The organism is Candidatus Kapaibacterium thiocyanatum, from assembly GCA_001899175.1.
Lineage (GTDB): Bacteria > Bacteroidota > Ignavibacteria > Kapaibacteriales > Kapaibacteriaceae > Kapaibacterium > Kapaibacterium thiocyanatum.
Map to the genome: position 1 here is coordinate 356653 of MKVH01000003.1, position 24226 is coordinate 380878.

General features: G+C 60.4%; 12 protein-coding genes and 1 pseudogene. 11 read left to right on the forward strand and 2 right to left on the reverse strand.

Annotated elements, in window-relative coordinates; all coding sequences use genetic code 11:
* The first annotated feature begins 3 nt into the window (after nt 1-3).
* The 5 genes from BGO89_05110 to BGO89_05130 all read left to right on the forward strand — a co-directional run bounded on the left by BGO89_05110 (nt 4) and on the right by BGO89_05130 (nt 6588).
* Nucleotides 4-1206, forward strand: coding sequence for a hypothetical protein (locus BGO89_05110; GenBank protein OJX60981.1), 1203 nt, complete (start codon nt 4-6; stop codon nt 1204-1206).
* 12 nt (nt 1207-1218) lie between these two features.
* On the forward strand, nt 1219-1497 hold the full coding sequence (locus BGO89_05115; GenBank protein OJX60945.1) for a hypothetical protein: 279 nt from the start codon (nt 1219-1221) through the stop codon (nt 1495-1497).
* Complete coding sequence (locus tag BGO89_05120; GenBank protein ID OJX60946.1) at nt 1494-2696, forward strand: hypothetical protein; 1203 nt, start codon at nt 1494-1496, stop codon at nt 2694-2696. The genes BGO89_05115 and BGO89_05120 overlap by 4 nt, the downstream gene beginning before the upstream one ends.
* A 150-nt stretch (nt 2697-2846) precedes the next feature.
* A complete protein-coding gene (locus tag BGO89_05125) occupies nt 2847-6044 on the forward strand; it encodes a hypothetical protein (protein OJX60947.1) in 3198 nt (1065 codons plus the stop codon).
* 211 nt (nt 6045-6255) lie between these two features.
* Nucleotides 6256-6588: a hypothetical protein gene (locus tag BGO89_05130; GenBank protein OJX60948.1), complete on the forward strand. Its 333-nt coding sequence runs from the start codon at nt 6256-6258 to the stop codon at nt 6586-6588.
* 53 nt (nt 6589-6641) lie between these two features.
* On the opposite strand, the gene BGO89_05135 is transcribed toward BGO89_05130, so the two are convergent.
* Nucleotides 6642-7007 (reverse strand): hypothetical protein, encoded by a 366-nt coding sequence (locus BGO89_05135; protein ID OJX60949.1) that lies wholly within the window; start codon nt 7005-7007, stop codon nt 6642-6644.
* 90 nt (nt 7008-7097) lie between these two features.
* On the opposite strand from BGO89_05135, the gene BGO89_05140 reads away from it, so the two are divergent.
* The 3 genes from BGO89_05140 to BGO89_05150 all read left to right on the forward strand — a co-directional run bounded on the left by BGO89_05140 (nt 7098) and on the right by BGO89_05150 (nt 11292).
* A complete protein-coding gene (locus tag BGO89_05140) occupies nt 7098-7352 on the forward strand; it encodes a hypothetical protein (GenBank protein ID OJX60950.1) in 255 nt (84 codons plus the stop codon).
* Between the two features lie 406 nt (nt 7353-7758).
* Nucleotides 7759-9684, forward strand: coding sequence for a threonine--tRNA ligase (locus BGO89_05145; protein OJX60951.1), 1926 nt, complete (start codon nt 7759-7761; stop codon nt 9682-9684).
* A gap of 12 nt (nt 9685-9696) precedes the next feature.
* Complete coding sequence (locus tag BGO89_05150) at nt 9697-11292, forward strand: hypothetical protein (protein OJX60952.1); 1596 nt, start codon at nt 9697-9699, stop codon at nt 11290-11292.
* Nucleotides 11293-11475: 183 nt separating this feature from the next.
* Here the strand turns inward: BGO89_05150 and BGO89_05155 are convergent, their stop codons facing one another.
* A complete protein-coding gene (locus BGO89_05155) occupies nt 11476-11838 on the reverse strand; it encodes a hypothetical protein (GenBank protein ID OJX60953.1) in 363 nt (120 codons plus the stop codon).
* Between the two features lie 393 nt (nt 11839-12231).
* On the opposite strand from BGO89_05155, the gene BGO89_05160 reads away from it, so the two are divergent.
* From BGO89_05160 to BGO89_05170, 3 genes and pseudogenes are all read left to right on the forward strand, one after another.
* On the forward strand, nt 12232-18576 hold the full coding sequence (locus tag BGO89_05160) for a hypothetical protein (protein OJX60954.1): 6345 nt from the start codon (nt 12232-12234) through the stop codon (nt 18574-18576).
* Nucleotides 18573-19367, forward strand: a complete 795-nt coding sequence (locus BGO89_05165) for a hypothetical protein (GenBank protein ID OJX60955.1) — start codon at nt 18573-18575, stop codon at nt 19365-19367. The genes BGO89_05160 and BGO89_05165 overlap by 4 nt, the downstream gene beginning before the upstream one ends.
* A gap of 48 nt (nt 19368-19415) precedes the next feature.
* Nucleotides 19416-24226, forward strand: a pseudogene (locus BGO89_05170) (hypothetical protein).

Below are 24226 nucleotides of genomic sequence, written 5' to 3' on the forward strand. Positions count from 1 at the left end.
ATGATGAACGATCAAGGCGGCATGCTCATCGAACGTGAGCATGCCGTCGTATTTCAGACCTACAAGCGGCTTCCCGTCGCCATCGCCCACGCGGAAGGGTGTCGTGTCACCGACGTCGACGGAACATCCTATCTCGACATGCTCGGCGGCATCGCGGTGAACGCTCTCGGCCATTCCCACCCCAAGGTCGTGGAAGCGGTCGTGGACCAGGCTCGCCGCTACATGCATGTGTCGAACTTCTTCTACCAGGAACCGCAGATACGCCTTGCCGAAGCGCTGGTGGAGGTGTCGGGCTATCCCCGCATCTTCTTCAGCAACTCCGGTGCGGAAGCGACCGACGGAGCCATCAAGATGGCCCGGCGTTTCGGCAGCAGACAGGGCAGATACGACGTGATCGGCTTCACCGGTGGATTCCACGGCAGGACCTACGGCGCGCTGTCGGTCATGGACAAGCCGCTGTACAAGGACGGGATGGGCCCCTTCCTGCCCAACACCATGGTGTTGCCGTACAACGACGTCGATGCCCTCGAGTCCCGGGTCGATGAACATACCGCAGCCGTCATCCTCGAATTCGTCCAGGGTGAAGGTGGCGTCACGGAAGCGACCTCCGAATTCGTCGAAGCGATATGGCGCCTGAAGGAACGCTACGGCTTCATGGTCATCGCCGACGAGGTGCAGGCGGGGATCGGCAGGACGGGGACGTTCTTCTCGTTCGAGCGCTACGGGGTGCGGCCGGACATCGTGACGGTGGCCAAGGCCATGGGGGGCGGTCTGCCGCTCGGCGGCATTCTCGCGACGGAAGAGGCCGCGGCCCTGTTCGAACGGGGCATGCACGGCACGACGTACGGGGGCAACGCTCTCGCCTGTGCCGCCGGCGCCGTCGTCGTCGAAGAAGTCGTCGATGGATTGATGGCCCATGTCGTCGAGATCGGCGACTATCTCCGTGCGCGATTGCTCGATCTCCAGGCGCGGATGCCGGATCGTATCCGCGAACTGCGTGGCAGGGGATGCATGCAGGGCGTCGTCCTTACATCGGATGCCGCACCCGTCGTCACCGCCCTGCTCGAACGCAGGATCATCGCCAACGCCACGTCGGGCAACGTCGTGCGTCTCGTTCCGCCGTACGTCATCAGCCGTGCCGAGGTCGACGAATTCGTCGCGACGTTCGGTGACGCCCTGCGTGCGACTACGGCCCCGGCTGCATAGATTGTCCGCATCATGGAATGTCGTCCCGACTGCGGAGCATGCTGCATCGCTCCCTCCATTTCCACGCCGATACCGGGCATGCCCGACGGCAAGCCTGCAGGTACGCGCTGCGTGCAGTTGACGGATGACGAACGATGCCTGCTGTTCGGATCGCCCGAACGACCTGCTGTCTGCATCACGCTGCGGCCTTCCGCGGACATGTGCGGCACGTCGAAGCAAGAAGCCATGACCTATCTGATACGGCTGGAAGAAATGACCCGGCCTGTCGGTCCCACTGATCCGAAACGATGAGTCAAGACGTGAACAACGATACCTTCCCCCTGCTGATCACCTGTCCTCGTGAACTCCCGCCCTATCTCGCACGGGAAGTGGAGGCCCTCGGACTGCCCATCGTGGCCATGCATCCGGCCGGCGTGGAAACACGCGGGACCTTCGCGGATGCGATGCGACTGAACCTGCACGTCCGTACCGGACATCGCGTCCTGCTTCGCCTGCATCAATGGACGGCGCACGGATCGCAGCATCTCTACGACGGCGTCCATTCGGTGCGATGGGAGGACTGGCTCGATCCCGACGGATACGTGAGCGTCGTATCGAGCGTCGACACGCCGAGCATCGATAACACGCAGTTCGCGAATCTCCGCTGCAAGGACGCTATCGTCGACAGGATGCGCAGCAAGACGGGCCGCCGCCCCGACTCCGGTCCGCGCACCGATCGTGCCGTCGTCTTCCTCTACTGGCACGACTCCACGGCCATGATCTATCTCGATACGTCGGGCACGGCATTGTCGGATCGCGGCTACAGGTTGTATCCCGCCAAGGCGCCGTTGCGCGAGACCCTTGCCGCGGCCATCGTCATGGCCACGGTGTGGGAACCCGGACAGGCCTTCGTGAATCCGATGTGCGGCAGCGGTACGCTCGCCATCGAGGCCGCCATGATCGCCGGACGTCGTGCTCCGGGGCTGACGCGGACGAACTTCGGATTCATGCACGTTCTGCCCTACGACGACAAGGCATGGAAGGCTATCGTGGCCGAGGCCAGGGCCCGGATCCGTACGGACGATGCAACGACGATACATGCCGGCGACGTCGACCGTCGTGCCATCGACGCTGCACGGGCCAACGCACGTGCGGCCGGTGTGGAAGCATCCATACGCTTCACCGTCGAGGACTTCCGCAGCACCGCCATCCCGCCCGCTCCAGGCATCGTCATCCTCAATCCCGAATACGGAATCCGTCTCGGCGACGTGGACGAGCTGCGTGAGACCTATCACGATATCGGCGACTTCTTCAAGCAACGTTGCCAGGACTTCACGGGCTACGTCTTCACCGGCAACTTCGAGCTGGCCAAGGAGATCGGGCTCCGGAGCAAGCGCCGCATACCGTTCTGGACGGCCGACATCGAGTGCAGGCTGCTCGAATTCCCCCTCTATGCGGGAACGAAGAAGGTACGGGCGCAGGACGACGAAGCCGGTCCGGAGGAGCGGTAGCCGCCGCACGCCGGTACGCATCCCGTTCATCGACCGGAAAGAGTGACGTGCTACCGCGCGAAGGGCCTCCATCGGCCGTGTGTTTTGTTTCCAGCTCCATTGGGTTAAGTTGCTCCCTGCACAACCCGGCTGCCACTGGATACCGACCGTATGCTGCGCCGTCTGCCTTTCATAGTCGCCATACTCGTCATCTGCACGACGCATGTCGTAGCGCAGAGAGAGTGGGCTACGTGGCACTTCGGCATCCGTTCGGGCATCACCTTCGTGAAGAACGGCAAGGACCTCGCAGTACCGGAGCCGATCCGCAATACGCCCGTACGACAGATCGAAGGCACGTCCGTATGGAGCGACCCGTGTACCGGTGATGTCCTGCTGTCGAGTGACGGCATGACGGTCTTCGACCGTATGGGCAGGGGATTGCCGAACGGTACGGCACTGAATGGCGGAATGTCGGCGACGCAGGCGGCGCTGTTCGTACCGCATCCCGGTAACGCCGATCTCGTCTATCTGTTCACGTCGCCGGATCTCGCCGGCGGAACGCAGCCCGTCAATCCCGGCAATGCCTACAATCTCATCGACATGTCGGCCAACGGCGGCTTCGGCGACGTCGTCGCGAAGAACCAGGCTATCGGCGGTACGGGATCCGAACGTCTCTGTGCCACCCACGACAACACGGGCCTCGGATACTGGGTCGTGATGATGGAGGCCGACACGACGACCTTCTTCGCCTATCATGTCACGCAGAGCGGCGGCCTGGACAGGACGCCCGTGATCTCCCGTTTCAACGTCCCGTCCGACCGTGTGGGATACATGAAGATCTCTCCCGATGGACGTCATCTCGCCATCGCATCGCCGATGCACAAGATCGAACTGTTCGATTTCGACGCCGCGACGGGCGTCCTCACGAACAGGCGTATCCCGATCGGACCGGAGAATCCCGATATCTACAATTCCGCCGAGAACGTGTGGTACGGACTCGCCTACAGTGGGGATGGGAAGAAGCTCTACTGCTCGGCGCGGAGCATCGGTACGTCGAAGATCATCCAGTTCGACCTGTCGTTGTCCCTGACGTCGGACATCATCAGAAGCGGAACGATCATCACCACGATGTCCAACGACGGCGTCTACTACTGGGCCATGCCGATGCAGATCGGGCCTACGGGCAAGATCTACGTCGGTGCGAAGGATCGTCTGCACGTGATCGACGAGCCGACGCGCAGGGGAACGGCATGCAACTTCCATCCGAACGCCGTGATGTTCCCCGATGACATACAGTGTGCCGACGGTCTGCCCAACATCATCGAAAGCGGCTATCGCGGACTTCGCACCTACACCTGTCCGGGGCCCGTCGGCTTCTTCAGGGTGCGTAACGTCTGCCTCGGCGAAGGAGTCGTGGTCCGCGATTCCAGTTCGCGTTTCCCGACGTCGTGGTTGTGGATGTTTCCGCGGGGCAATCCGTCGTTCCATGACGGACCAACACCGCCGCCCATCATGTACGACAGCCCGGGAACGTATCAGATCATCCTCCGTACGCAGAACGAGCACGGCGAACACATCTACGTCGATTCCGTCGTCGTCTTCCCAAAGCCCGTCGTCTTCGCCGGGCCCGATATCTCGGCATGTCGTGGGAGCATCGTCCAGTTGCAGGCACGCGGCGCCGACCGCTATGCGTGGATTCCACGCGGTGCCGTCAGCGATCCGAATTCGGCGAGCCCCACGATACGGGTGGATCGCGACAGCATCGTCCTGATCGTGACGGGCCTCTCCGTCCAGGGATGCGCCACGCGCGACACGATCGTCGTGCGTTCGGCCATTACCATCGCCGTCGTTCCGGGAGATACGGCGATATGCCGCGGCTCGTCGATACGCCTCATCGCCAGCGGTGGTGAGACGTACGAGTGGAGGGTCGACGGCCGGGGAACGCTCAGTACGGACCATGACGTCATCGACAGTCCGGATACGACGACGACGTACAGGGTCATCGTGGCGCGCGGTGATTGCATCGATACGTCCGAGGTGACGGTCACCGTCAGCGATATCCTCTCTGCACGCGTGACATCCGACACGGCCATCTGCAGGGGAACGTCGATACGGTTGAAGGCGGAGGGAGGAGCGGGATATCGATGGTCACCGATCGACGGTCTTGACGATCCGTCTTCGGCGACGCCTCTCTGCACACCGCAGAATACCACGACCTATACCGTGACGGTGATGTCGGCACAGAAATGCGAACGAACCCTCGTGATGACCGTCAGGGTGAAGGAGCCGCCACGCGTACGGTGCAGACCCGATACGGCGATCTGCAGGGGCGGTGCGGTGATGCTCTATGCGGACGGCGAAGGATCGGCGACCTGGTCGTCCGACGGAGGAATCGTGAACGCAGGTGCGGATACGTTCGAAGTACGGCCCGCGCGTACGACGACCTATCGCTGTCGTATGACCATGGATGGATGCGTCGGCGTCGACAGTTGCGTCGTCATGGTCCTGCCGCGTCCGGTCCTGTCCATCGCCGGTGTTGCCACCGCATGTGCGAATGACAAGGTCGATCTTCATGCGTCTGGTGCGGTGGACATCACGTGGTACGATGGCCGGTGGGGGAAGATAGGTTCGGGGAGTTCCTATACCGGGCGTGCGTCCGACATGGCGGTCGTGCGTGCGATCGGACGGTCTCCGGACGGATGCACCGACACTGCCGAATGGAGGCTCGTCATTACGGAGCCGCAGACGATCGTCTTCGTCTTGCCCGACGTCATGGTGCAGCCTGGGAAGAACATCCGGCTGCCGCTGGTCCGCAGGACGGGTCTGGCATCACAACCGGTGGACATCGACATCCATGTGCCGAATCGTGCCTTCCATGTAACGGGCTGGAGTCCTGCGACGCTGGTGCGACGCACGACGATCGGCGCGATGGATGTGTTGAGGTTGACCGTCGCTCCAGGATCCGACACTGTAGCGATCCTCGAAGGAGTGGCGATGCTTTCGATGCAACCTGAATTCACGATCACGGGAGCCGGTGTCGATACGGTCGACTGCCGGTCGGTCACCGTGCTGCGGGGAACCGTAGGGCTGGAGAACTGTGGTCTCACCAGGCGTATGGTGCGTTTCATCGAATCGCTGTCCGTCCGCATCGTCGGTACGGGTAGTCTGCGCCAGGCGACGAGCACGACGGTTCTGGATGTTCCTGTGCGGATGTCGGCATACTCGCCATCGGGCGGGTTGCTGAGCGAGGCAACATGGTTCGGTGCAGGGCCGCACGCCATCGCTCTTCCCGATGGATACGGTCCGATGATCTTCCTCGAGTGCCGTACGCCCTGGTCGTCGGAGATGATGCCATTGTTGTTGCGGTGATTATCGATACGTTGATGAATGGAAGTCTTCGGTCGACACGTCGTAGCGTGGACGGGGGGCGGATATTCAATGGAACGGAGAATGCACTGGCCGATCAGGTTCGTAGTTCTCTCGAGATCCGGACAGACGAATTCCGGGGCATTGACCGGAGCTTCCGTGATATACGTCGGAGAATCGAGTCGCTCGGAATCCTGGTCGTCAGACATACTGCGTGAATCGAGACGCCTTCCGGGGTCTCTCGGTTCCAGGAGGACAATATCCTGCGATAGCGGTCAACAACAAGGAGTATTCGACCGAGTTCAAGCTGTATACGTTGTTGCATGAACTCGTACATGTTCTCCAGCATGACGCAACAACCATCAGTGCATCGACCTCCATGGATACAGCGAATGAAGCTGCCGTCGAACGTATCGCCGGCGATGTTCTTCTTCCCGCCACCGATCTGAACAAGCTACTGCGAGTTACCACTCCAGGAAAGCTGATGGATGATACCGATCACTTGCGATCGATATCCGGGACCTGGGATTTACCCCAAAGGGATTGATGACGAGGTTATTGGCGCTGAAGACAATATCGGATCGAGAGTATGATGCATGACTACGTGGATGGAGCGCCCGCAATGCGGGTTTGCCCCAACGCAAGGTTCCAGGGCAACCGGACCCTGTCTATCTGGCACTGAACAAGAATTCGGGAATGGTCATCCGTCGTGTGGTGCGGGCATATCATCGTAAAGCCTTGAGTCTGACCGATGCGCTCACGGCTATCGGTGTCAGAGCCAACAACTTTGGCGAATTGATCGAGAACGTCTATCAGGAGTCGTGAATGGCCGACCGTCATTACGTTCTGGATACCAATGTGCTTATCGACTGGTAGAGCGAGAACTATCCTCCCGGTGTCTTCCCTTCGGTATAGGCCAGACTGGAGGAAATGGTCGTACATAATCGTATCCATGTCATTCACCATGTCTGGGAAGAGGTCCGCAGAATCGGCGATGCGGAACTGTGTTCCTAGTGTGAGAGCAGTAAGAACTCGATGTATCGAGACTCCAGAGGTATGAACCTGTTGCGGATGGCTGACCGTATTCGCAAGGATTGTTCGAGTCTGGTCGACCACGATCCACGAGCAGCCGATCCTTTCCTCATAGCATATGCGATGGATACGGGTAGCGTGCTCGTCACTCACGAAACGGAAGCAGCCGGCAAATCGAACCGCCGACGCGCGCACTATATACCCGGCGTCTGTAATGAGAAGAACGGAACGTGGATGCGCTTCATCACCGTGATGAAGCACGAGTGCTGGATCATATGATGCGGGCGATCATTCAGGTCGACCTGATGCCTGTATATTCCCTTGCACGACGAAGACCTGCTTCTCCTCACCGAGGCGGGTATTCGAACCCTGTCCAGGCCCCATCCTTCCCCGTCTCCCCATAAATCCCTATCTTCCGCCATGTCCTTGCGGCACCTCCATATCGAACCGCGACTGCTGGGCGAGGCCAACCGCCGCCTGCACGGCCGCGTCATACGGTGCGAAGTGCGCCTCTTCGGCGCCATGCATACGCAGCGAACGTGACCTCCCTCCTCCCGGCCGAACGCCAATAACCCTAACTTTGCAGAATCGAATGCCGATGGCGGCGTCCCTTCCGGGACATCGCCGTCGCTTCCGCGCCGTTCCATGGCGTGTACCGACGTGACATTCAACACAAGAGACCATCATGATCAAGATCACCCTGCCCAACGGTGACGTCCGGGAGTATGCATCCGGCACTACCGGGATGGACATCGCCAAGAGTATTTCGGACGGCCTGGCACGCGTCGCCCTCGGCATCTTCGTCGACGGCGTACCGTACGACCTGTCGCGTCCCATCGTGGCCGATGCCGCCATCCGTATCGTGACGTTCGACAATGACGAAGGCCGCGAGATCTTCTGGCACTCCACGGCCCACCTCATGGCCGAGGCGCTGGAAGGACTCTACCCTGGCGTGAAGTTCGGCATTGGACCACCCATCGAGAACGGATTCTACTACGACGTCGATCTGCCCGGTGATACGAAGCTGAGCGTCGAGGATCTTCCCGCCATCGAAGCGCGCATGCTCGAACTCGCCAGGCGCGACGTTCCGTATCGACGCGAAGAGGTGACGTGGGACGATGCCGTGGCCTACTTCAACGAAAAGGGCGACGAATACAAGCTCGAACTGCTCGACGGGCTGAAGGGCCAGCAGGTCACCTTCTACCGACAGGGTGACTTCACCGATCTCTGTCGCGGTACGCATGTGCCGTCGACGGGCTTCATCAAGTATCCCAAGCTGCTGTCCGTTGCCGGTGCCTACTGGCGTGGCGACGAGAAGCGCAAGGTGCTCACGCGCATCTACGGCATCTCCTTCCCGAAGAAGCAGCAACTGGAAGAGTATCTCACGCAACGAGAGGAAGCGGAACGCCGTGACCATCGCAAGCTCGGCCGCGAGCTGGAGATCTACATGATCAACCCGATGATCGGCGGTGGCCTTCCCGTATGGCTGCCCAACGGCACGCTCATCCGTCGCCGGCTGGAAGCCTTCCTGCGCGAGGAACAGCTCAAGCGCGGATATCAGGAAGTGATCACGCCCCACATCGGTAACCTGGAATTGTACAAGACGTCCGGACACTATCCGTACTACGCCGAGTCGCAGTTCGCTCCGATCCAGGTGGAAGAGGAGCAGTACATGCTCAAGCCCATGAACTGTCCGCATCACCACCAGATCTTCTCGTCGAAGCCGCGTTCCTATCGCGACCTTCCCGTCCGTATCGCCGAGTTCGGCACGGTCTATCGATACGAACAGTCGGGTGAGCTCAACGGTCTCTCCCGCGTACGCGGATTCACGCAGGACGATGCCCACATCTATTGCACGCACGATCAGTTGAAGGACGAGATCAAGAGCGTCGTCGAACTCACGCAGTTCGTGTTCAGCACCTTCGGTATGGACGTGACGACGCGCCTGTCCTTCCGTGACGACAACGCGGACAAGTACGGTGGCGACCTCGCACTGTGGGAAGTCTCGCAACGCGAGATCAAGGAGGCCGCCGACGAGATGGGGCTCGATTACTTCATCGGTGAAGGCGAAGCCGCCTTCTATGGACCGAAGATCGACTTCATCGTCCGCGACGCCATCGGCCGCAAGTGGCAGCTCGGTACGGTGCAGGTGGACTACGTCATGCCTGAACGATTCCAGCTCGAATACACCGGCGCCGATAACGCCAAGCATCGTCCGGTCATCATCCATCGTGCACCGTTCGGATCGATGGAGCGATTCATCTCCATTCTCATCGAGCACTATGCGGGCAACTTCCCGTTCTGGCTCGCACCGGTCCAGGTAAGCATCCTGCCCATCGCCGATGCGCACCATACGTATGCATCCGATCTCGCGGCCGAACTGGAAGCGATGGGCCTGCGTGTCCATCTCGACGTGAGGAACGAGAAGATCAATCGCAAGGTCGCCGAGAGCGAACAGAAGAAGGTGCCCTTCGCCCTCGTCGTCGGTGGCAAGGAAATCGAGAACGATGCCGCCAGTGTGCGCAAGCATGGCGAAGGCGACAAGGGACAGATGAAGATCGCCGATATCAAGGCACTGTTCCGTGCGCTCAACGTACCCGGTGCGGAATAATCGATGGGGCCGATGCCGAAGCCGCCGATGATCGATCGAGGACTACGGTCGACGTACGGGATGGTCACCATGATCGTCCTGTACGTCGTCCTGTTCTGCAGCGGTCTCGCCGCCGCACCGGCGGAGGAGATCCGCGTCTCACGGTCGTCGCCGCGCAACACCATCTATACTTTCCTGCGCACGCAGGCCGAGGACGTCCAGCGCCCGGACCTCGCGGCGCGTACGCTCAACGGCAGGGGATTCGGTGCCGATGAACTGACGAAGCGTGCCGGGCAGCTCAAGACGTTTCTCGATGTACGAGGCCTCTTCGTCGATCTCGAGTCCGTGCCCAACGATCCCAACTACAAGGATAGTGCCACGGATCAGAATATCTATCGTCCGTTCATCGACGAACCACGCATCACCCTCGAGCGTGTCGGAAGCGAATGGTACATGAGCCGCCGCACGGTAGCCAGTGTTCCCGATCTCTATGCCGAGATCTATCCGTTCGGACTCGACCGTTTCGTCGCTCTCTTCCCCATGCAGGGAACGCGTATTCTCGGTCTGTACGTCTGGCAGCACATAGGTCTCGCCATCATCCTCATCCTGGGCTTCATCATCGGACGCGTCATCGCCGCCATCACCATGCGCCTGTTGAAGCGGTTCACGCGGGCATGGAAGCTGCCGGAGGAATCGGTGGACATCCTGAAGTCGGCCGCGAAGCCTTTCTCGCTGATGGTCGCGATCTGCTTCTTCAGTCTGTTGCTGCCGCTGCTCAGGCTCCCTGCCGACATCTCCCACTGGGGCGTCATCATCATCCGTGCCCTGCTGCCGTTCTTCGGCATCGTCACGGTCTACCGTCTCGTCGACATCGTGGCGCTGCGTGCGGAGCAGCTCGCACAGCGGACGCAGAGCACGCTGGACGACCAGCTCGTGCCGTTGTTCCGCAAGGCGCTGAAGTTCTTCGTCATCCTCGTCGGTCTTATCTTCATCTTCCAGAATCTCAACTTCGACATCACGGCCTTGCTCGCCGGCGTTTCCATCGGTGGTGTGGCCCTCGCTTTCGCGTCGCAGGATACCATCAAGAACGTCTTCGGTTCGGTGATGATCTTCGCCGATCGTCCGTTCACCATCGGCGACTGGATTTCCGTGACCGGCGCCGAAGGCGTCGTGGAGGAAGTCGGCTTCCGCAGCACGCGCATACGGACGTTCGCCAACAGCCTCGTGTCGATTCCGAACGGCCGTCTCGCCGACATGACGATCGACAACATGGGGCTTCGCGTCTATCGACGTTACAAGACCACGCTCGGTATCAACTACTCCACGTCGCCGGAGAAGCTGCAGGCCTTCGTCGATGGCGTCAAGCGCATCATGGCCGACCATCCTCACACGGTCAAGGAACCGGGCAAGATGATCGCCGGCTTCTCGGACTTCGATGCATCGTCGTTGAACGTCACCGTTTCCATGTTCTTCGATGCCGCCGACTACGAAGCGGAACTCACCTATCGTGAACAGGTCAACATGGCCATGCTCAGGCTTGCCGCCGAACTCGGCGTGACGTATGCCTATCCTTCACGCACGGTCTATGTCGAATCGATGCCGACTACGCAGTCAATCGCGAATAGATGAGCATATAGTTATTCTTTATGAATGAGTGTATCTCATTGATGAAGCTGGATTATCCACGACATGATGAAATAATGTAGCATCATATGTCGATATCGATGATGGAGTATTGATCGACTTTGTCATATCTTCGCGCTGTGTATTGAACGAGAGCATGACGACGAATGAAAGGACTCCGAACGATTGTCACGATGTTCGGACGACGATACGACAGATCGATAGCAGGGAGCGGCGATGGAGATCATGTGCTTCGACATGATGACCGCTCATGACGATGCTTGACGACGATGTGAATTCGACGATTCGATAACCAGGACACTCCTTCAGGATTTGCGACCGGGACCGACCTCCCGTAACCACGCGACACGACCGACATGATTCTTCCGGCATACACCACGAACACGTGGGATCCGGACATCCGAGTGTGGAACGAGTACCAGAGCCGGCTTGCAGGCCGGACGACGAGCGGAACGAGGCCGGCAGTGCGGTGCGGCCTGTACGACGATCCTTGCGTCCGATGGACCTGACCAGTCCGACGATGCAGGACATCCCCCCCCCCCGATATTCCGACGTAGGCCATGACTGCATACGATCCGAATACGTTGTAGCGCTTCAGGACACGTGAACATCGCCGTTTCACTTCGGATCGTGTTCACACGACGAACGTGCGGAGAGCCGCCATCGTTCACGACCGCAATGCGGATCGATGTGCGGCATGAAACCAGGACGACCTTCGGGAAAGGTCTCCATACTACATCGACATAGCGTGCGATACGGTCCGATATCACTGGCCTATCGCCCGTCGACCGGTCCGTGCGGCCAGCAGATAGTGTCCGTACATCATACCATCATCCGGCCTGCACAACTCCATGTGCGGTCAGGACTCCTTCCTGTGCCGATGCGACCGTATACCCTTTCGAGTACAATGATTGTGCGTGGATCATGAAGCATCACATCCTTGCCCTGTTCGCGGTACTGCTGGCCGTTCCGTTGCACGAAGCGCATGCCCAGCTTCAACCGCAGCCGAGCGTCGATCCCTTCACCGGGGCCTTCCAGTGCGCTATCCCGGTCATGACCGTGCCGGGTCCGCACGGCAGCAGCTATACCATCACGCTCAACTACAGCAGCGAAGTGCGCGCCGAGGAGGAAGCGTCGTGGGTTGGATACGGGTGGACGCTCGAGGCGCCGGCCGTCTATCGCATGCGCAAAGGGCTTCCGGACGATATGAAGGAGCGTACCGTGCTCTATCACGACAAGGGAACGATCAACATGAGTTCGTTGTCCCTGCGTGGTGGCGGTGAAATACTCAGCTTCAACAACAGTTTCGTCAGCTCCTTCGGTTTGGGTGGTACGTTCATGGTATCGTGTAATTCCATGACCGGCTTCGATGCTGTCACGGGCATAGCTCCGAATGTCGGCATCAGTCTCCCGAACGGGCTCAACCTCGGTATCGGCCTATCCTACGACACGAAGGGACGGTTCGGCCTGGGTATGGGAATGGGCCAGAAGTCGAGGACAGGAGGGCCTTCCACATCCATCTTCGGTATTTCGATGTTCAGCTACGATCCTCAGTCGCGGCAGAGTCCGAACGCCGGCATGCAGCGTCCCTTCAGCGGTGAGAACGATATCTCGGAACTGTCGTTCCGGCTCGGCTTCTACGAAGCGGCGGGAACCTTCACCACGTCGACCATCACCTTCGTCGATCAGACGAAGACGGCCAACGGCTATCTCTACGTTCCCGATGCCATGACGCCGGGTCGGCCCGACATCATGATGGACTATCTCGTCGAACGTGAACACAACGTCTCTCGCGACGACCCGAGCACGCTACCGATACCGTTGCCTGCCAACGACGAATTCCTCGTGAGCGCTCCCGGTTTCGGCGGGAAGTTCCGCGCCCACCACGCTCTTCCACTCGGTCTCCGTCCTTCCGTGCAGACGTCGTCGATCGACGTTCGTTCGCTCAGCATCAAGGGTGTCGCCGGGGTCAACTACGGGGCCGGTCTCGGCGGCATCGTACCGTTTCCCGCGACGCATACGATGCAGACGAGTGGCCTGGGTACGGAATGGAATCTCAACGGCGAGACGGCGGAATGGCTCGCCCAGCGACGTATGCAGCCGTTCTTCCGGTACGTCGACGATCCTGCCGACGAAGTGCGGTATTCGTCGACGGACGGCAGCCTCGTGCCCGGTTTCGACGGTCTGTCGAAGTCGGCCTATCATCCGGTAAACAGAGGGCGCCTGCCACGTATGAATCGATCCGTCGAGTACCGTACGGCGGGCGATCTCAGGAATCTCTACGGTATCGCAACGGGCAACAATATCCTGCGGCGTAGTATCGAAGCCCGCTTCAGGGGAACGAACTATACGATCGAGAGCATGCCTCCCGAAGTGATCATGGATTTCACCGTGACCAACGAAGACGGATCCATGATCGACTTCAATACGGCGCTGTACTGTTTCAACGAGAAGTCGACAACCTACACGAAACTCGACAAGGGGCTGAATGTACTCCGCCCTGCGACACGTGTGTTCTATTCAACGGTGCCATACAAGGAAGGTGATGCCAGCGACGTAAGTACGCGCGAGATGTCCCATCCCTATGTTCATACGTGGTATGCGACGGCCATGTACAGTCCCGACTATGTCGACGTCAATGACAACGGACCCGATGACGCCGATGCAGGAGGATGGACGACGTTCGGCTATACGGACCGGATGACACGCCGGTGGCGATCGCCTTATAACGGATACTGGATCGACAGACAGGACGTGGACGACAACGTCGACGACGTTCTGAGTTTCGCCACGGGCCGCCAGCAACAGACGTTCCTGACGAGAGTGGAAACGGCTACTCACGTAGCCTACTTCTATACGAACAAGGATATTCCGCCGACGTCCGGGCCGGTGCAGCGCCTGGATGGCTATGAACCCGCCGCCGATGGCAGCGAAGCGAACGTGCCATCTCCACGCCCGATGGTGAACGACGTTCCGTACCTTTCGCAAATCGTCCTCTACAAGAAGAATGGCGCCAATCCGCCGATCAAGCTGCAGACGGTCCACTTCAGCTACGACTATTCCGTGGCGCCCGGCAATCCGTCGTCGGCGTCGTATGGCGGAACGCACGTCGGCAAGCTCACGCTGCGACGCATCTGGACCGAAGGTCGCGACGTTAAGGAGTCGTCCATCGCTCCCGTCGACTTCTACTACAACTATCCGACGGCAGGAACGGGCGCGGGCACGACGACGAAGGACGAGATCAACGTCGGTCCGCTTACGGCGCGATACGGTGCGAGCGTATCGTTCCCGTCTCCCGTCACCGAGAATCCGACCTTCAATGCCAACAACGTCGATGCATGGGGATATCAGACCGGTATACGACCGGCTGACGATCCCGGTAATCCCGTCATGGAGATGCAGCGCTTCGCGCCGCCGCAATACTGGCAGACCGCTGGCGACCCCGGTACCTATCGCCTGAAGACGATCAAGATGCCGACGGGCAATCGTATCGTGCCCATCTACGAGCGTCGTACCTATGCCTGGGTGCAGGACAAGCCGGCCATGTCACTGGTACCGTTGACGCAGTATGCAGGAGATATCAGCCGACGGAACAAGACGGGACCGAGTGCGCAGGAGAATGCCTTCACCGTGGCGGTACAGCAGGTTGGACTCGACCCTGCCGACGCCACCGGAATCGATCGCTACGTGGCCAATCTGAAGAGTCGCTTCGTGGACAACGGCGAACCGATGTATTTCCGCTTCGCCTACGATCGTAACCTTTGCGACGATGCGACCCAGCCACTGGATCAGTTCTACGTACGCGGCTACGGCAAGGTCGTGTCCTGCTCGCTCGTGACGGTGACCGGAGGGCAGAAGGCCATACGTCTTACCATCGGTGCGATGGACGACAGCAACTTCGGGACGTCGACCATGTCCACACTCCAGGAGGCCCAGTATAACTCGCCCTATGGAGTGGTGATCAAGTACTGGAAGACCTTCCTGCAAGGGAAATGTCAATGCGACGACGGCGATGCCTACGACCCGATGGGTCTAATGATCAAGTTCGGTCTGCTGCCCGGCTGGATGTTCAATCAGATCGTTTCCATCCCGACGTCGAGTCTCGCCCGCATCGTGCCCATACGGTCCGTGCTCAAGTTGCCACTGGCCGGTGTCAAGGCCGGAGGTGGTGCCCGTGTCGCACGTCTCCTCACGATCTCTCCCGACGGTACACAGGAAGCAGGTGACGCCTCCGCGCTCGGTACGGAGTACATCTACGGCGACCGCACTGGCACTGTGGAAAAGGAATCATGGGGTGTGGCCACGAACGAGCCCGATATCATGCGCGAGGAGAATGCCGTCGTCGGCATCGACACCGAATACTGGCACAGGGCCGCCAACGAAATCCTCGACGATGCCTTGCTGGCGAAGATGGAAGGTCCAATCGGCTACAGTCTGCTGCCCGGCGCATCGGTAGGATATTCGAAGATCGTCATGCGTCCGCTCAACAGGCAGGTCAACACGGCCGGCTACGCGATCATGAAGTACGCCACGGTCAGGGATGTACCGACGGTGGTCGCGACGAAGACCACGGCCAGCGTCCTTCCCAATGACTATCACCCGCTGTCGGTGCCGATGTTCCAGCGATCGAAGATGGACGTCGGTATCAGACAGGGTTTTGCCATCAAGCTGCGTCAGCATCACGGTCTGCTGCTTTCGTCCGAACGGTACAGCGGCGTCCATGAATCGGCGGAAACGCAACGTCTCGTCTCGTCGACGCAGTACGATTACACGATGCCTGGCGATCTCATCGACTACTTCAATACCGAAGACCATACCCTGCGTGCACGGGCCGGTCTCGACCATCAGGACCTCATGACGGAGTCGCGCCTCTTCACCGAGAAGCTCGACATGTTCCGTGGCGACTTCACGATCGAGATCAATCCCGCCGCACCCGTCTTCCCGCTCACGGGCCTCGGCTTCCTGTACAACGGTGTGAACCATTCACTGAAGACGTATGTCGCGACGAATATCCAGCGTCAGACGCCGGTCGTGCGCAGAACGATATCGATGGTGGACGGACGCCGCGATACGTCGGAAATCATGGCCTATGATATCCGTACGGGCCTCCCGGCGATTACGCGACGAACGGATTCCTATCAGGGAACGTCGGCGACGGGTTCGGTACCGGCAGGTAACCACAATAGTTCCATCACCGCGGTAACGACTCCGGCGCTGGCCGTCTATCCTGACGTAGGACAGCGTGCGGAGCTCTATCGGCAAGTATTCAAGAGTAGCAGCAATCATCCGGTATACGGTGTGGTGACTGCGGACGTCGTATCGCCCACGGCACTGAAGCTTACCCGTAGCGTCGGAACGATCAACGACGGCAGAACCGACTCGCTGATGAACCTGTTCAGGATAGGCGATGAGTTCGCCATCTATCAGGGTACGACCTTGCAAGCCATCGTTGCCTCCACTGGCATACCGGTTCTGGCAACAGGTTCCATCACCATTCCGGTCAGGGCCAAGGTCGGTACGCTGGCTACGACGACGAATGTAGAAGTCGTCGTGCTGCGTTCCGGACGCAAGAACTTCATCATGGCCCAGGCCGCATCAACCGCATACTACGGCCTGGATCTCGCGCCCGCCGTCACGCGAAGCAGGGCATTGTATGGGCTTGAACGCAATCTCAACGCCTTCAACGACTTCGTGCGTGATGGCTCCGGGGCGGTGAGCCGGACGTACGTGAACTATCTGCGATTCGATAACGGTAGCGCATCGTTCGACGTCACGGCGCCGTATAGGGACGACATCGATCCGTGCTATCCGGTATCATTCCCGGGCATCCTACCCCTGTCGAAGTTCTGGTTCGGAACGATGTTGAATCCTGCGCAGACGCAGGTCGATATCGGCATCACGAAACCGTATGACGCGGCACGCAATGAACCATCGTGCGATGGTGTGCACGACAAGAACTTCAACGTCTGCAGCTATCCATGGACTAACCGTACGTTCTGCAGCAACGACGTCTGGGCCAATGTGGCACAGAGCCCACCCCCGGCAGTTGCCGCACCGGGAGGCACCCGCTGCTTCGATACCCATAGTTGGGATCTCTGGCGCCTCTTCCGTGTCGGCGATCAGGGAACGCTTACCATTAACACCTTCGCCGTCCCACCCACGGCGCCGAATGCAGGCCACGTCCGCCTCGTCGGTGGAGACCTCCCCGCACTGCCCCTCATTCCGGCCGGCGCACGCGTACTCTCGGCACAGACGTTGTCATGGCAGGGGTTTCCCGTCGCCATCGGTTCGGTGACGTACGGCCAGCAGTGGCTGCCCGTGACGCGATGGACATGGAATGCGGCCTCGCCGCTCGATGCCAGCGGCGCCGTGAGTGGCACACCGGCCGTGACGGTCTTCGAGAACGCCGGCACGTTCGCACGACCCGCTCCCGCGACGACGGCCATGTGGTACGATCCGGCATCGGTCACGACGATAGCTCCGACGACGGATGGATGGCATCGCGGAACGTTGATAACCAAGGTGAACATGCACGGTCAGCCGACGATGGCCGAGGACAAGTTCGCCGTGGCCTCCATCATGCAGCACGACGCTCCGGGCCGCGTCGTACAGGCCACGTTCGCCGACGCCATCGCGGGCAAGGCATGGTACGAATCGATGGAGGACGTGACGAGCGGCACGACGACCGCTGCCGCCTTCACCGGACTCAAGTCGTTGGCCATCGCTTCGGGTGGCAGTGCTACGGTCAACCGTCCCGCCAATGCCGTGGCTGGTACGGTATCGGGTACAGCCGACATCGTCATCCGCATGTGGATACGGCCTCAGACGCTGGCCTCGAGTCCACCGTCCGTCACTTCCATCACCGTCAACGGCAGTGCGCTCACGGCGAACGACGTTCTGGGTACGGTCGACGGCTGGATGCTCGTAGAGACGAAGCGTACCGAGACCAACATGAATACCTCGGTTACGATCGCGCCATCCTCCTATGCTATCTACGTCGACGACGTCATCGTCCATTCGCCCACGGCAGTGACATCGGCCATGATAACGGACGTCGAGCTTCGTCCCGTCGCCGTCTTCGGCGACGACCACTATCCCAACGCGATGTCCTACGATGCTCGCGGCGCCGCCGCCGGTCTGGTGAACTATTCGACGAATGGACGTGCCGTTTCCCTCACCGGCGGTGGTAACGTACCGAAACAGGTGCGCACCGCGCTGTTCCTGCGCGGCGGTGCGAATCCCGACTTCCAGTTCAAGGAGCTGCCATGATACGAGCGTCGCTGGTTCTCGTCCTCGGTCTCGTCATCGGATGTGCCTTCGCGGACGATGTCATGGCACAGGATTCGGTGATGGCCCTGCGGGCCGATACCATCGTGAACGAATGCCGGGGGAAATGCAGTACGAGCTATGGATCGATACAGAAAATGACGTTCACCGTCTCGAACAGACGGTTCACGAATGGTGCGCTTCCGTATCCGTCCGATCCGACGGACGTATGTTCCGTCGCGGTCTCTTTCAGAACGAGAACGTGTATCATCGGTGGCGTGAAGTATACCGATATCGTCGTTCTCGGACTGTGCAGTACCTGTCAGCTACATCCGCTGGAAATCCTCGAGAAAGCCATTCTCCGTGCCACCGTGCCGGACAATCCTATCGGTATCATCGATCTTTCGGCTCCGAAGCAGTTCTTTACCTGGATCCTTCCGCCGTGCTGGACGACGCTCCAGTGTACTGTCACATCACCTGCGGGCTCATGGCGCTGCGCCGGAGCGTGCGAGTGCAGCGATGCCATGTCCGGAAGCAATACGATGGAGCTCTACTGTCGACAGTGTTGTATCGTCCGGATCATACGATACATCGATGGAAGCTGCAATCTGGTAACGACCAGCGAATACCAGGGAACACGAGGTAACGATTGTCATAACAATCACTACAATAGTACGATGTGGCCACTGCTGCCCATTACAGGTACCTTCACGTGCAATGTAACGGTGCCCTGCCAGATGCTTTGCCCTGAATTGACCGAGACCCAGATCAGATCCATTCCCACCGCACCGTAACGCAGGTACGTCATGAACAGATACCATTCCGCTCTGTCTGTCGTAGCGATGCTGTGCATGTGCATCTCGCTCACGGCACAGCCGTTTCCGAATGCTCCGCATACGGTGAGGCAGATCATCAGTACGTCCACTACGTCGCCGCAGAAGCTGGAGAACAGCGGCAAGGCCACGACGACGCTGACGATCACTCCGACGCCGGTGGACTGCTTCCGGACGATCAAGTCCGTGCGCGCCTATGTCTGGTTCCATGCGAAAGGGAATCTGGAACTGTACGAACAGGGCAAGACGTCGTGGACGTCGACGGTGCGCGGCCGTATCTACGGAATCGATGCGTCGAACACGGACTATCTTCTGACGCCGGGTGACGTCGTCCTGACGATCGACCAGAGCAAGCCCGAAGGCGTCTTCGTGCTGCCGCCTTCGGCCTTCCTGCCCCAGAACCATCCCTACCATGCGTCGCCGACGACGGTCTATACGCGTATCGAATTCCGCATCGACGCATCGAGCGGCTTCACACCGTCGGGTGTTACCGCCGTGGATGCCGAGCTGCGCCTTGCCATGTGCGTGAACGACGAGATGGTCTATACGTTCCCGTCCTCACCCACACTGAACGAGCGCCTGCACTGCTGGCTGGCCGGTATGACGCCCTCGGCCACGTGCTCCTTCCCCAACGACAACCGTACGACGCAGGTCGTCACCACCAGCGAGATCGAACTGCAGTGGTCGCTGCCACCCGCCTGTACGAATGCACGATATACGCTCTACGAGGTGGAACTTCTCCGGCTGTACAACACGGACGAGACGAAGGCGCTGAACGAATTCACGATTTCGGCGAAGGTGAACTGGAGCGCCGCCACGCGCTATCAGGTGAAGGATGTCAGAACGTTGAAGCTCTCGCCGCATGACGGTACGGGCTACTACGTCTGGCGCGTACGGCCCATCACGACGACGTACGACGGTCAGGCGAACAATCCCTTCAATGCCGGACCGTGGTCCGATGCCCCCGCCGATGGCGCATCCATCACGCTGGCGACATGCGATAACGACTGGTCCCGTACGAAACCTCATGTACTGCCGGGCGATCCGTATCCGCACGTCGCATGCTTCTTCTATCGCGACAGCTACGGATCGAAGCCATGGGTGCAGGACGTCGCCATCGCCACCGATACGTCGCGGACGTCCATCATCGCCGACTCGCGCGCCTACGTCGATGCCTTCGGACGCGTGACCCAGCAGCTCGTGCGGGACCGTACGCAGGACCTCATCCTCGGTAGCCAGGCCGTCTTCGACCGCGATGGCCGCACGAGCCTCGTGAGCGTTCCCGTGCCGATGACGAAGACCAGCCTGGGCTACGAGCCGGAAGCGCTCAAGACGACGTCGAACGCGCTCTACACGACGGAGTCCTACGACGACGTAGGGACGACCTATGCCACACCGGCGCAGGTCTCGAGTACGTCGCCGCTGGGTACGTACCATTCCAACGACAACTCCGACCTCACCGTGCCCGGCGCGGGAGGATATACGTTCGCACGGACGCTCTATACGAGCGACGGTCGCCCACGCGTGACCATTCCGCCGGGCGACGTCTACAGAGCCGCACCGGCAGGGACGGACGCACGATCGACGAGGGTGATGACGTCGTCCGTCTCCATGTCGGAACTCACCTCCATCTTCGGCAACGAAGCGCCGAACGCCGAGAACGTCGTGAAGATCATCACCATCAGCCCCGACGGCGTGAGCACGGCATCGTACTACGACAACGAGTCCCACCTCATCGCCACGTGCGTATTGGGCGGCAGCGAACTCGACGGCAACACGTCCGTCATCGAAGGAAAGACGCGCATCAACGCCGACGGCGCAGGAGCGCTGCTGAACCTCAACGGCTCCATGGGTACACCGGCCACGGACCAGCTCGAAGTGGTCAACACGCTGAACGTGAACCAGACCTTCCGTGGCGGCGTGCGCTCGCATCCCGATACCGTCATCGGTACGACGCGCTTCGCCCTCGCTGCAGCGACGACGGTGACGGTGAACGCCACGTGGAACTATGGCCCGAATCTCAAGCTGGGCCCGCCCGCCATCCCGTCCGAGGCCTGCCTCGATCAATGCGTCGAATGCCGCAAGACCATACGGCTCAGAGTACTCCGTGTGGACGTCGTGCCGCCCCAGGTCGTCAATGACGTCGCCGTGCCAAAGCCCGACGTCGTGAGTCCGTGTACGACGGCGACGCGCACGACACCCTATGTACTCACGAATCTCGCCGCGGGCGAATACGTCGTCGAGCGCGTGGTGACGACGGACGGCAAGGACCCCCTCAACGGCCTCACGCTGGACCAGCAACTCGTCGTCGACATCACGCCGGGCACGAAGATCTCTTCGGCGCTCACCTCGATGTTCACGACGATGTTCGGCTTACCCACGACCACGGCCGCACAGCAGATCGCCTCGTACAAGAGCTATCGGTCGTCCCATCCCACCATCACGGGAACGCTACCCGCGACCGGACCGTGCGTGACCATCACGCTGCCGCCGGTGAACGAGTGCAATCAGTGCAGCACGTTGACGGGCGCGCCCGCGGATGCGACCTATCCCAACTTCGAAGCCTACGTCCATACGAAGTGGAAGGAAGCCTTCGGCGGCGCCGACTTCACGGATCCCAACGACTTCTTCTTCGTCCTGGCTTCGGATGGTACGTCGAAGAGCAACAAGTATCCGACTCCGGGATCGCCCGCACAGCGGCGCTTCGACGAAATGGTGAAGAACATGCTGTCCGAACCGGCTCCGTGCGCCTACGACTGCATGACGCTGTGGTCGATATGGACGGCCCTCGTCGATGCCCGCATCGCCGCCCTGAAGCAGAGCCTGTCCAGACCGCAGCTCCCTCCGGGCATGACGGACATCGTCGAAGCCTTCCTCGATGCGGCCGGCCGCTGTCTGCCCGCGACGAATGCCGCGACGCTGAAGAATACGATCGACGACATGACGGAAGCGGGCATCGCCTACAAGCGTATCCGCGTCCGCGATACGGGACGCTTCCCGGCCTGCAGTACCGCACATACGTCGCCGATGGGCGTCACGGACTGGATCGCCGTCAATCAGTGCGTCAATGCCGTCACGACGGAAGATCAGGAGCGTACCCTGAGGGAAACCACGAAGTCGCAGGACTTCCCGTCCAATTCCGCCGATGCCACGGGCTGGACGAATACGAAGGCTGCCGCCGACAAGATCATGGTCGAACAGTGCAGCACGAAGTGCGAGAACATGCGCACGGCGCTCGAGAAACATGTTCGCAGCCTTCACGTGCCCGCCGTGGGCGACGGTCAGATATACTGCGAAGTGGAAGCCATCATCCAGAACTGCATGGCCAACTGCCGGATGCCGCTACAGACGGATCTGCCCGGAACGCGCATGGAGAAGATCCGCCAGATGAAGCTCCGTATGACGGGGACGATCTCGGTGGTCCTGCCGTCGGGCGGAACGTGTCCCTCCACCCCGCCCAACGTCTATACGAACGTCGGACAGACGAAGACGGTGATCGATCTCCTCGTCGACTACCTGAACCACGATTACGACCGCCGCCGCCGCGCCGCCGTCGCCGTCGAATGCGTCAACTACGCCGTCGTCATCTACAAGTTCCTCACGTCGCTCGGCGTGGCCGTGCCCGCCTGCGTGCAGGACGAAGCCGTCATCGGTGGTATCGTCCAGCCCGAGATGGGAACACCTACGGACTGTGCCCAGGGCGAGCTCACGCCTCCGGCAGCCGGTTACCGCTTCCGTCTGCGCGTCGTGCCGGGTGTGGAAGGCCTCTTCTCGCGTCCGAGCAAGGATAGCTGCATTCTCTGCGGTCTGGTCTTCGACGGTCCGCGCCTCTCCACGGTGAATCCCCATCCGTGGGTCGACATCCTGAACAACATGATGAACGGTCTGTGGGGAGCTCCGCTGCTCGGAGGACGTACGCCCCTGGCCGATACGCGCTATCTGACGAATCCGACCTATCAGCCTGCCTACGAGGTATCGCCCAAGGTACCCGTTCAATCCTCGCCCGGCGTGTGGAACATCGACGGCGCCATCGATGCGGTGTCCAGCACGTATCTGGGCCAGCTCTACAATCAGTCGGCCTACATCAACGGGACGACGATCTCGTTCAATCCCTTCGTCTACGGGCTGATGACGCGCTTCCTGCCCACGCAGATCTCCTTCGCCTCCTTCATGGCCTTCGACAATCTGGGCTACCGTATCCAGGACACGACGAATCCGCATCACAACGTCTGGCGGGGCTTCGGCTTCTACGGTCTCATGTTCACGCGTCCGCTGGGCGTAGGCTACGGCATGAACAACGGCGCCCCGATGGGGATATGGAGCGTCCAGCAGCAGCGCTTCTTCGGCTGGGCCATTCAGCCGCAGGTCATGGGTACCGAACTGCAGGGCCTGTCGCTCTCCACCATCAAGGGCAGTCATTCCTTCGTCGCCCCGACGTCGTGGCCGTCGACGCCGACGGCGGTCGAATACACGGCGCTCACCGATTCGGCCTTCACGGCCGTCATCGGCCGCTTCGAACAGGATGCCGCCTGGCGCCTGAGCTACCGCGACATGCAGACGGGTGACGTGACGCCCATCGATGTGGTGAAGTTCTACGCCAGGCATCGCCGCTACCTGCTCGGCACGTTGAATCAGACATGTCCCGTCGAAGCCTTGTGCTCGACGGTCATCGGCTGCAACGTCTGCGTGAAGTGGGACACGGTCTCCTCGGAACGTGCGGGCAACGCCGAGCGTGTGGGTCCTGTGCCCTGCGACACGGCGGAACTGGAGCGTCTGAAGATCGAGATCTCGCGTCTGTTCCAGGACGGGATCCAGAAGCT

Excerpts from the sequence above, each read along its gene's own strand:
- BGO89_05140 (OJX60950.1), top strand. The coding sequence starts at position 7,098 with ATGAACCTGTTGCGGATGGCTGACCGTATTCGCAAGGATTGTTCGAGT.
- BGO89_05120 (OJX60946.1), top strand. The coding sequence starts at position 1,494 with ATGAGTCAAGACGTGAACAACGATACCTTCCCCCTGCTGATCACCTGT.
- BGO89_05110 (OJX60981.1), top strand. The coding sequence starts at position 4 with ATGAACGATCAAGGCGGCATGCTCATCGAACGTGAGCATGCCGTCGTA.
- BGO89_05160 (OJX60954.1), top strand. The coding sequence starts at position 12,232 with ATGAAGCATCACATCCTTGCCCTGTTCGCGGTACTGCTGGCCGTTCCG.
- BGO89_05135 (OJX60949.1), bottom strand. The coding sequence starts at position 7,007 with ATGGTGAATGACATGGATACGATTATGTACGACCATTTCCTCCAGTCT.
- BGO89_05165 (OJX60955.1), top strand. The coding sequence starts at position 18,573 with ATGATACGAGCGTCGCTGGTTCTCGTCCTCGGTCTCGTCATCGGATGT.
- BGO89_05145 (OJX60951.1), top strand. The coding sequence starts at position 7,759 with ATGATCAAGATCACCCTGCCCAACGGTGACGTCCGGGAGTATGCATCC.
- BGO89_05150 (OJX60952.1), top strand. The coding sequence starts at position 9,697 with ATGCCGAAGCCGCCGATGATCGATCGAGGACTACGGTCGACGTACGGG.
- BGO89_05115 (OJX60945.1), top strand. The coding sequence starts at position 1,219 with ATGGAATGTCGTCCCGACTGCGGAGCATGCTGCATCGCTCCCTCCATT.
- BGO89_05125 (OJX60947.1), top strand. The coding sequence starts at position 2,847 with ATGCTGCGCCGTCTGCCTTTCATAGTCGCCATACTCGTCATCTGCACG.
- BGO89_05155 (OJX60953.1), bottom strand. The coding sequence starts at position 11,838 with ATGTCCTGCATCGTCGGACTGGTCAGGTCCATCGGACGCAAGGATCGT.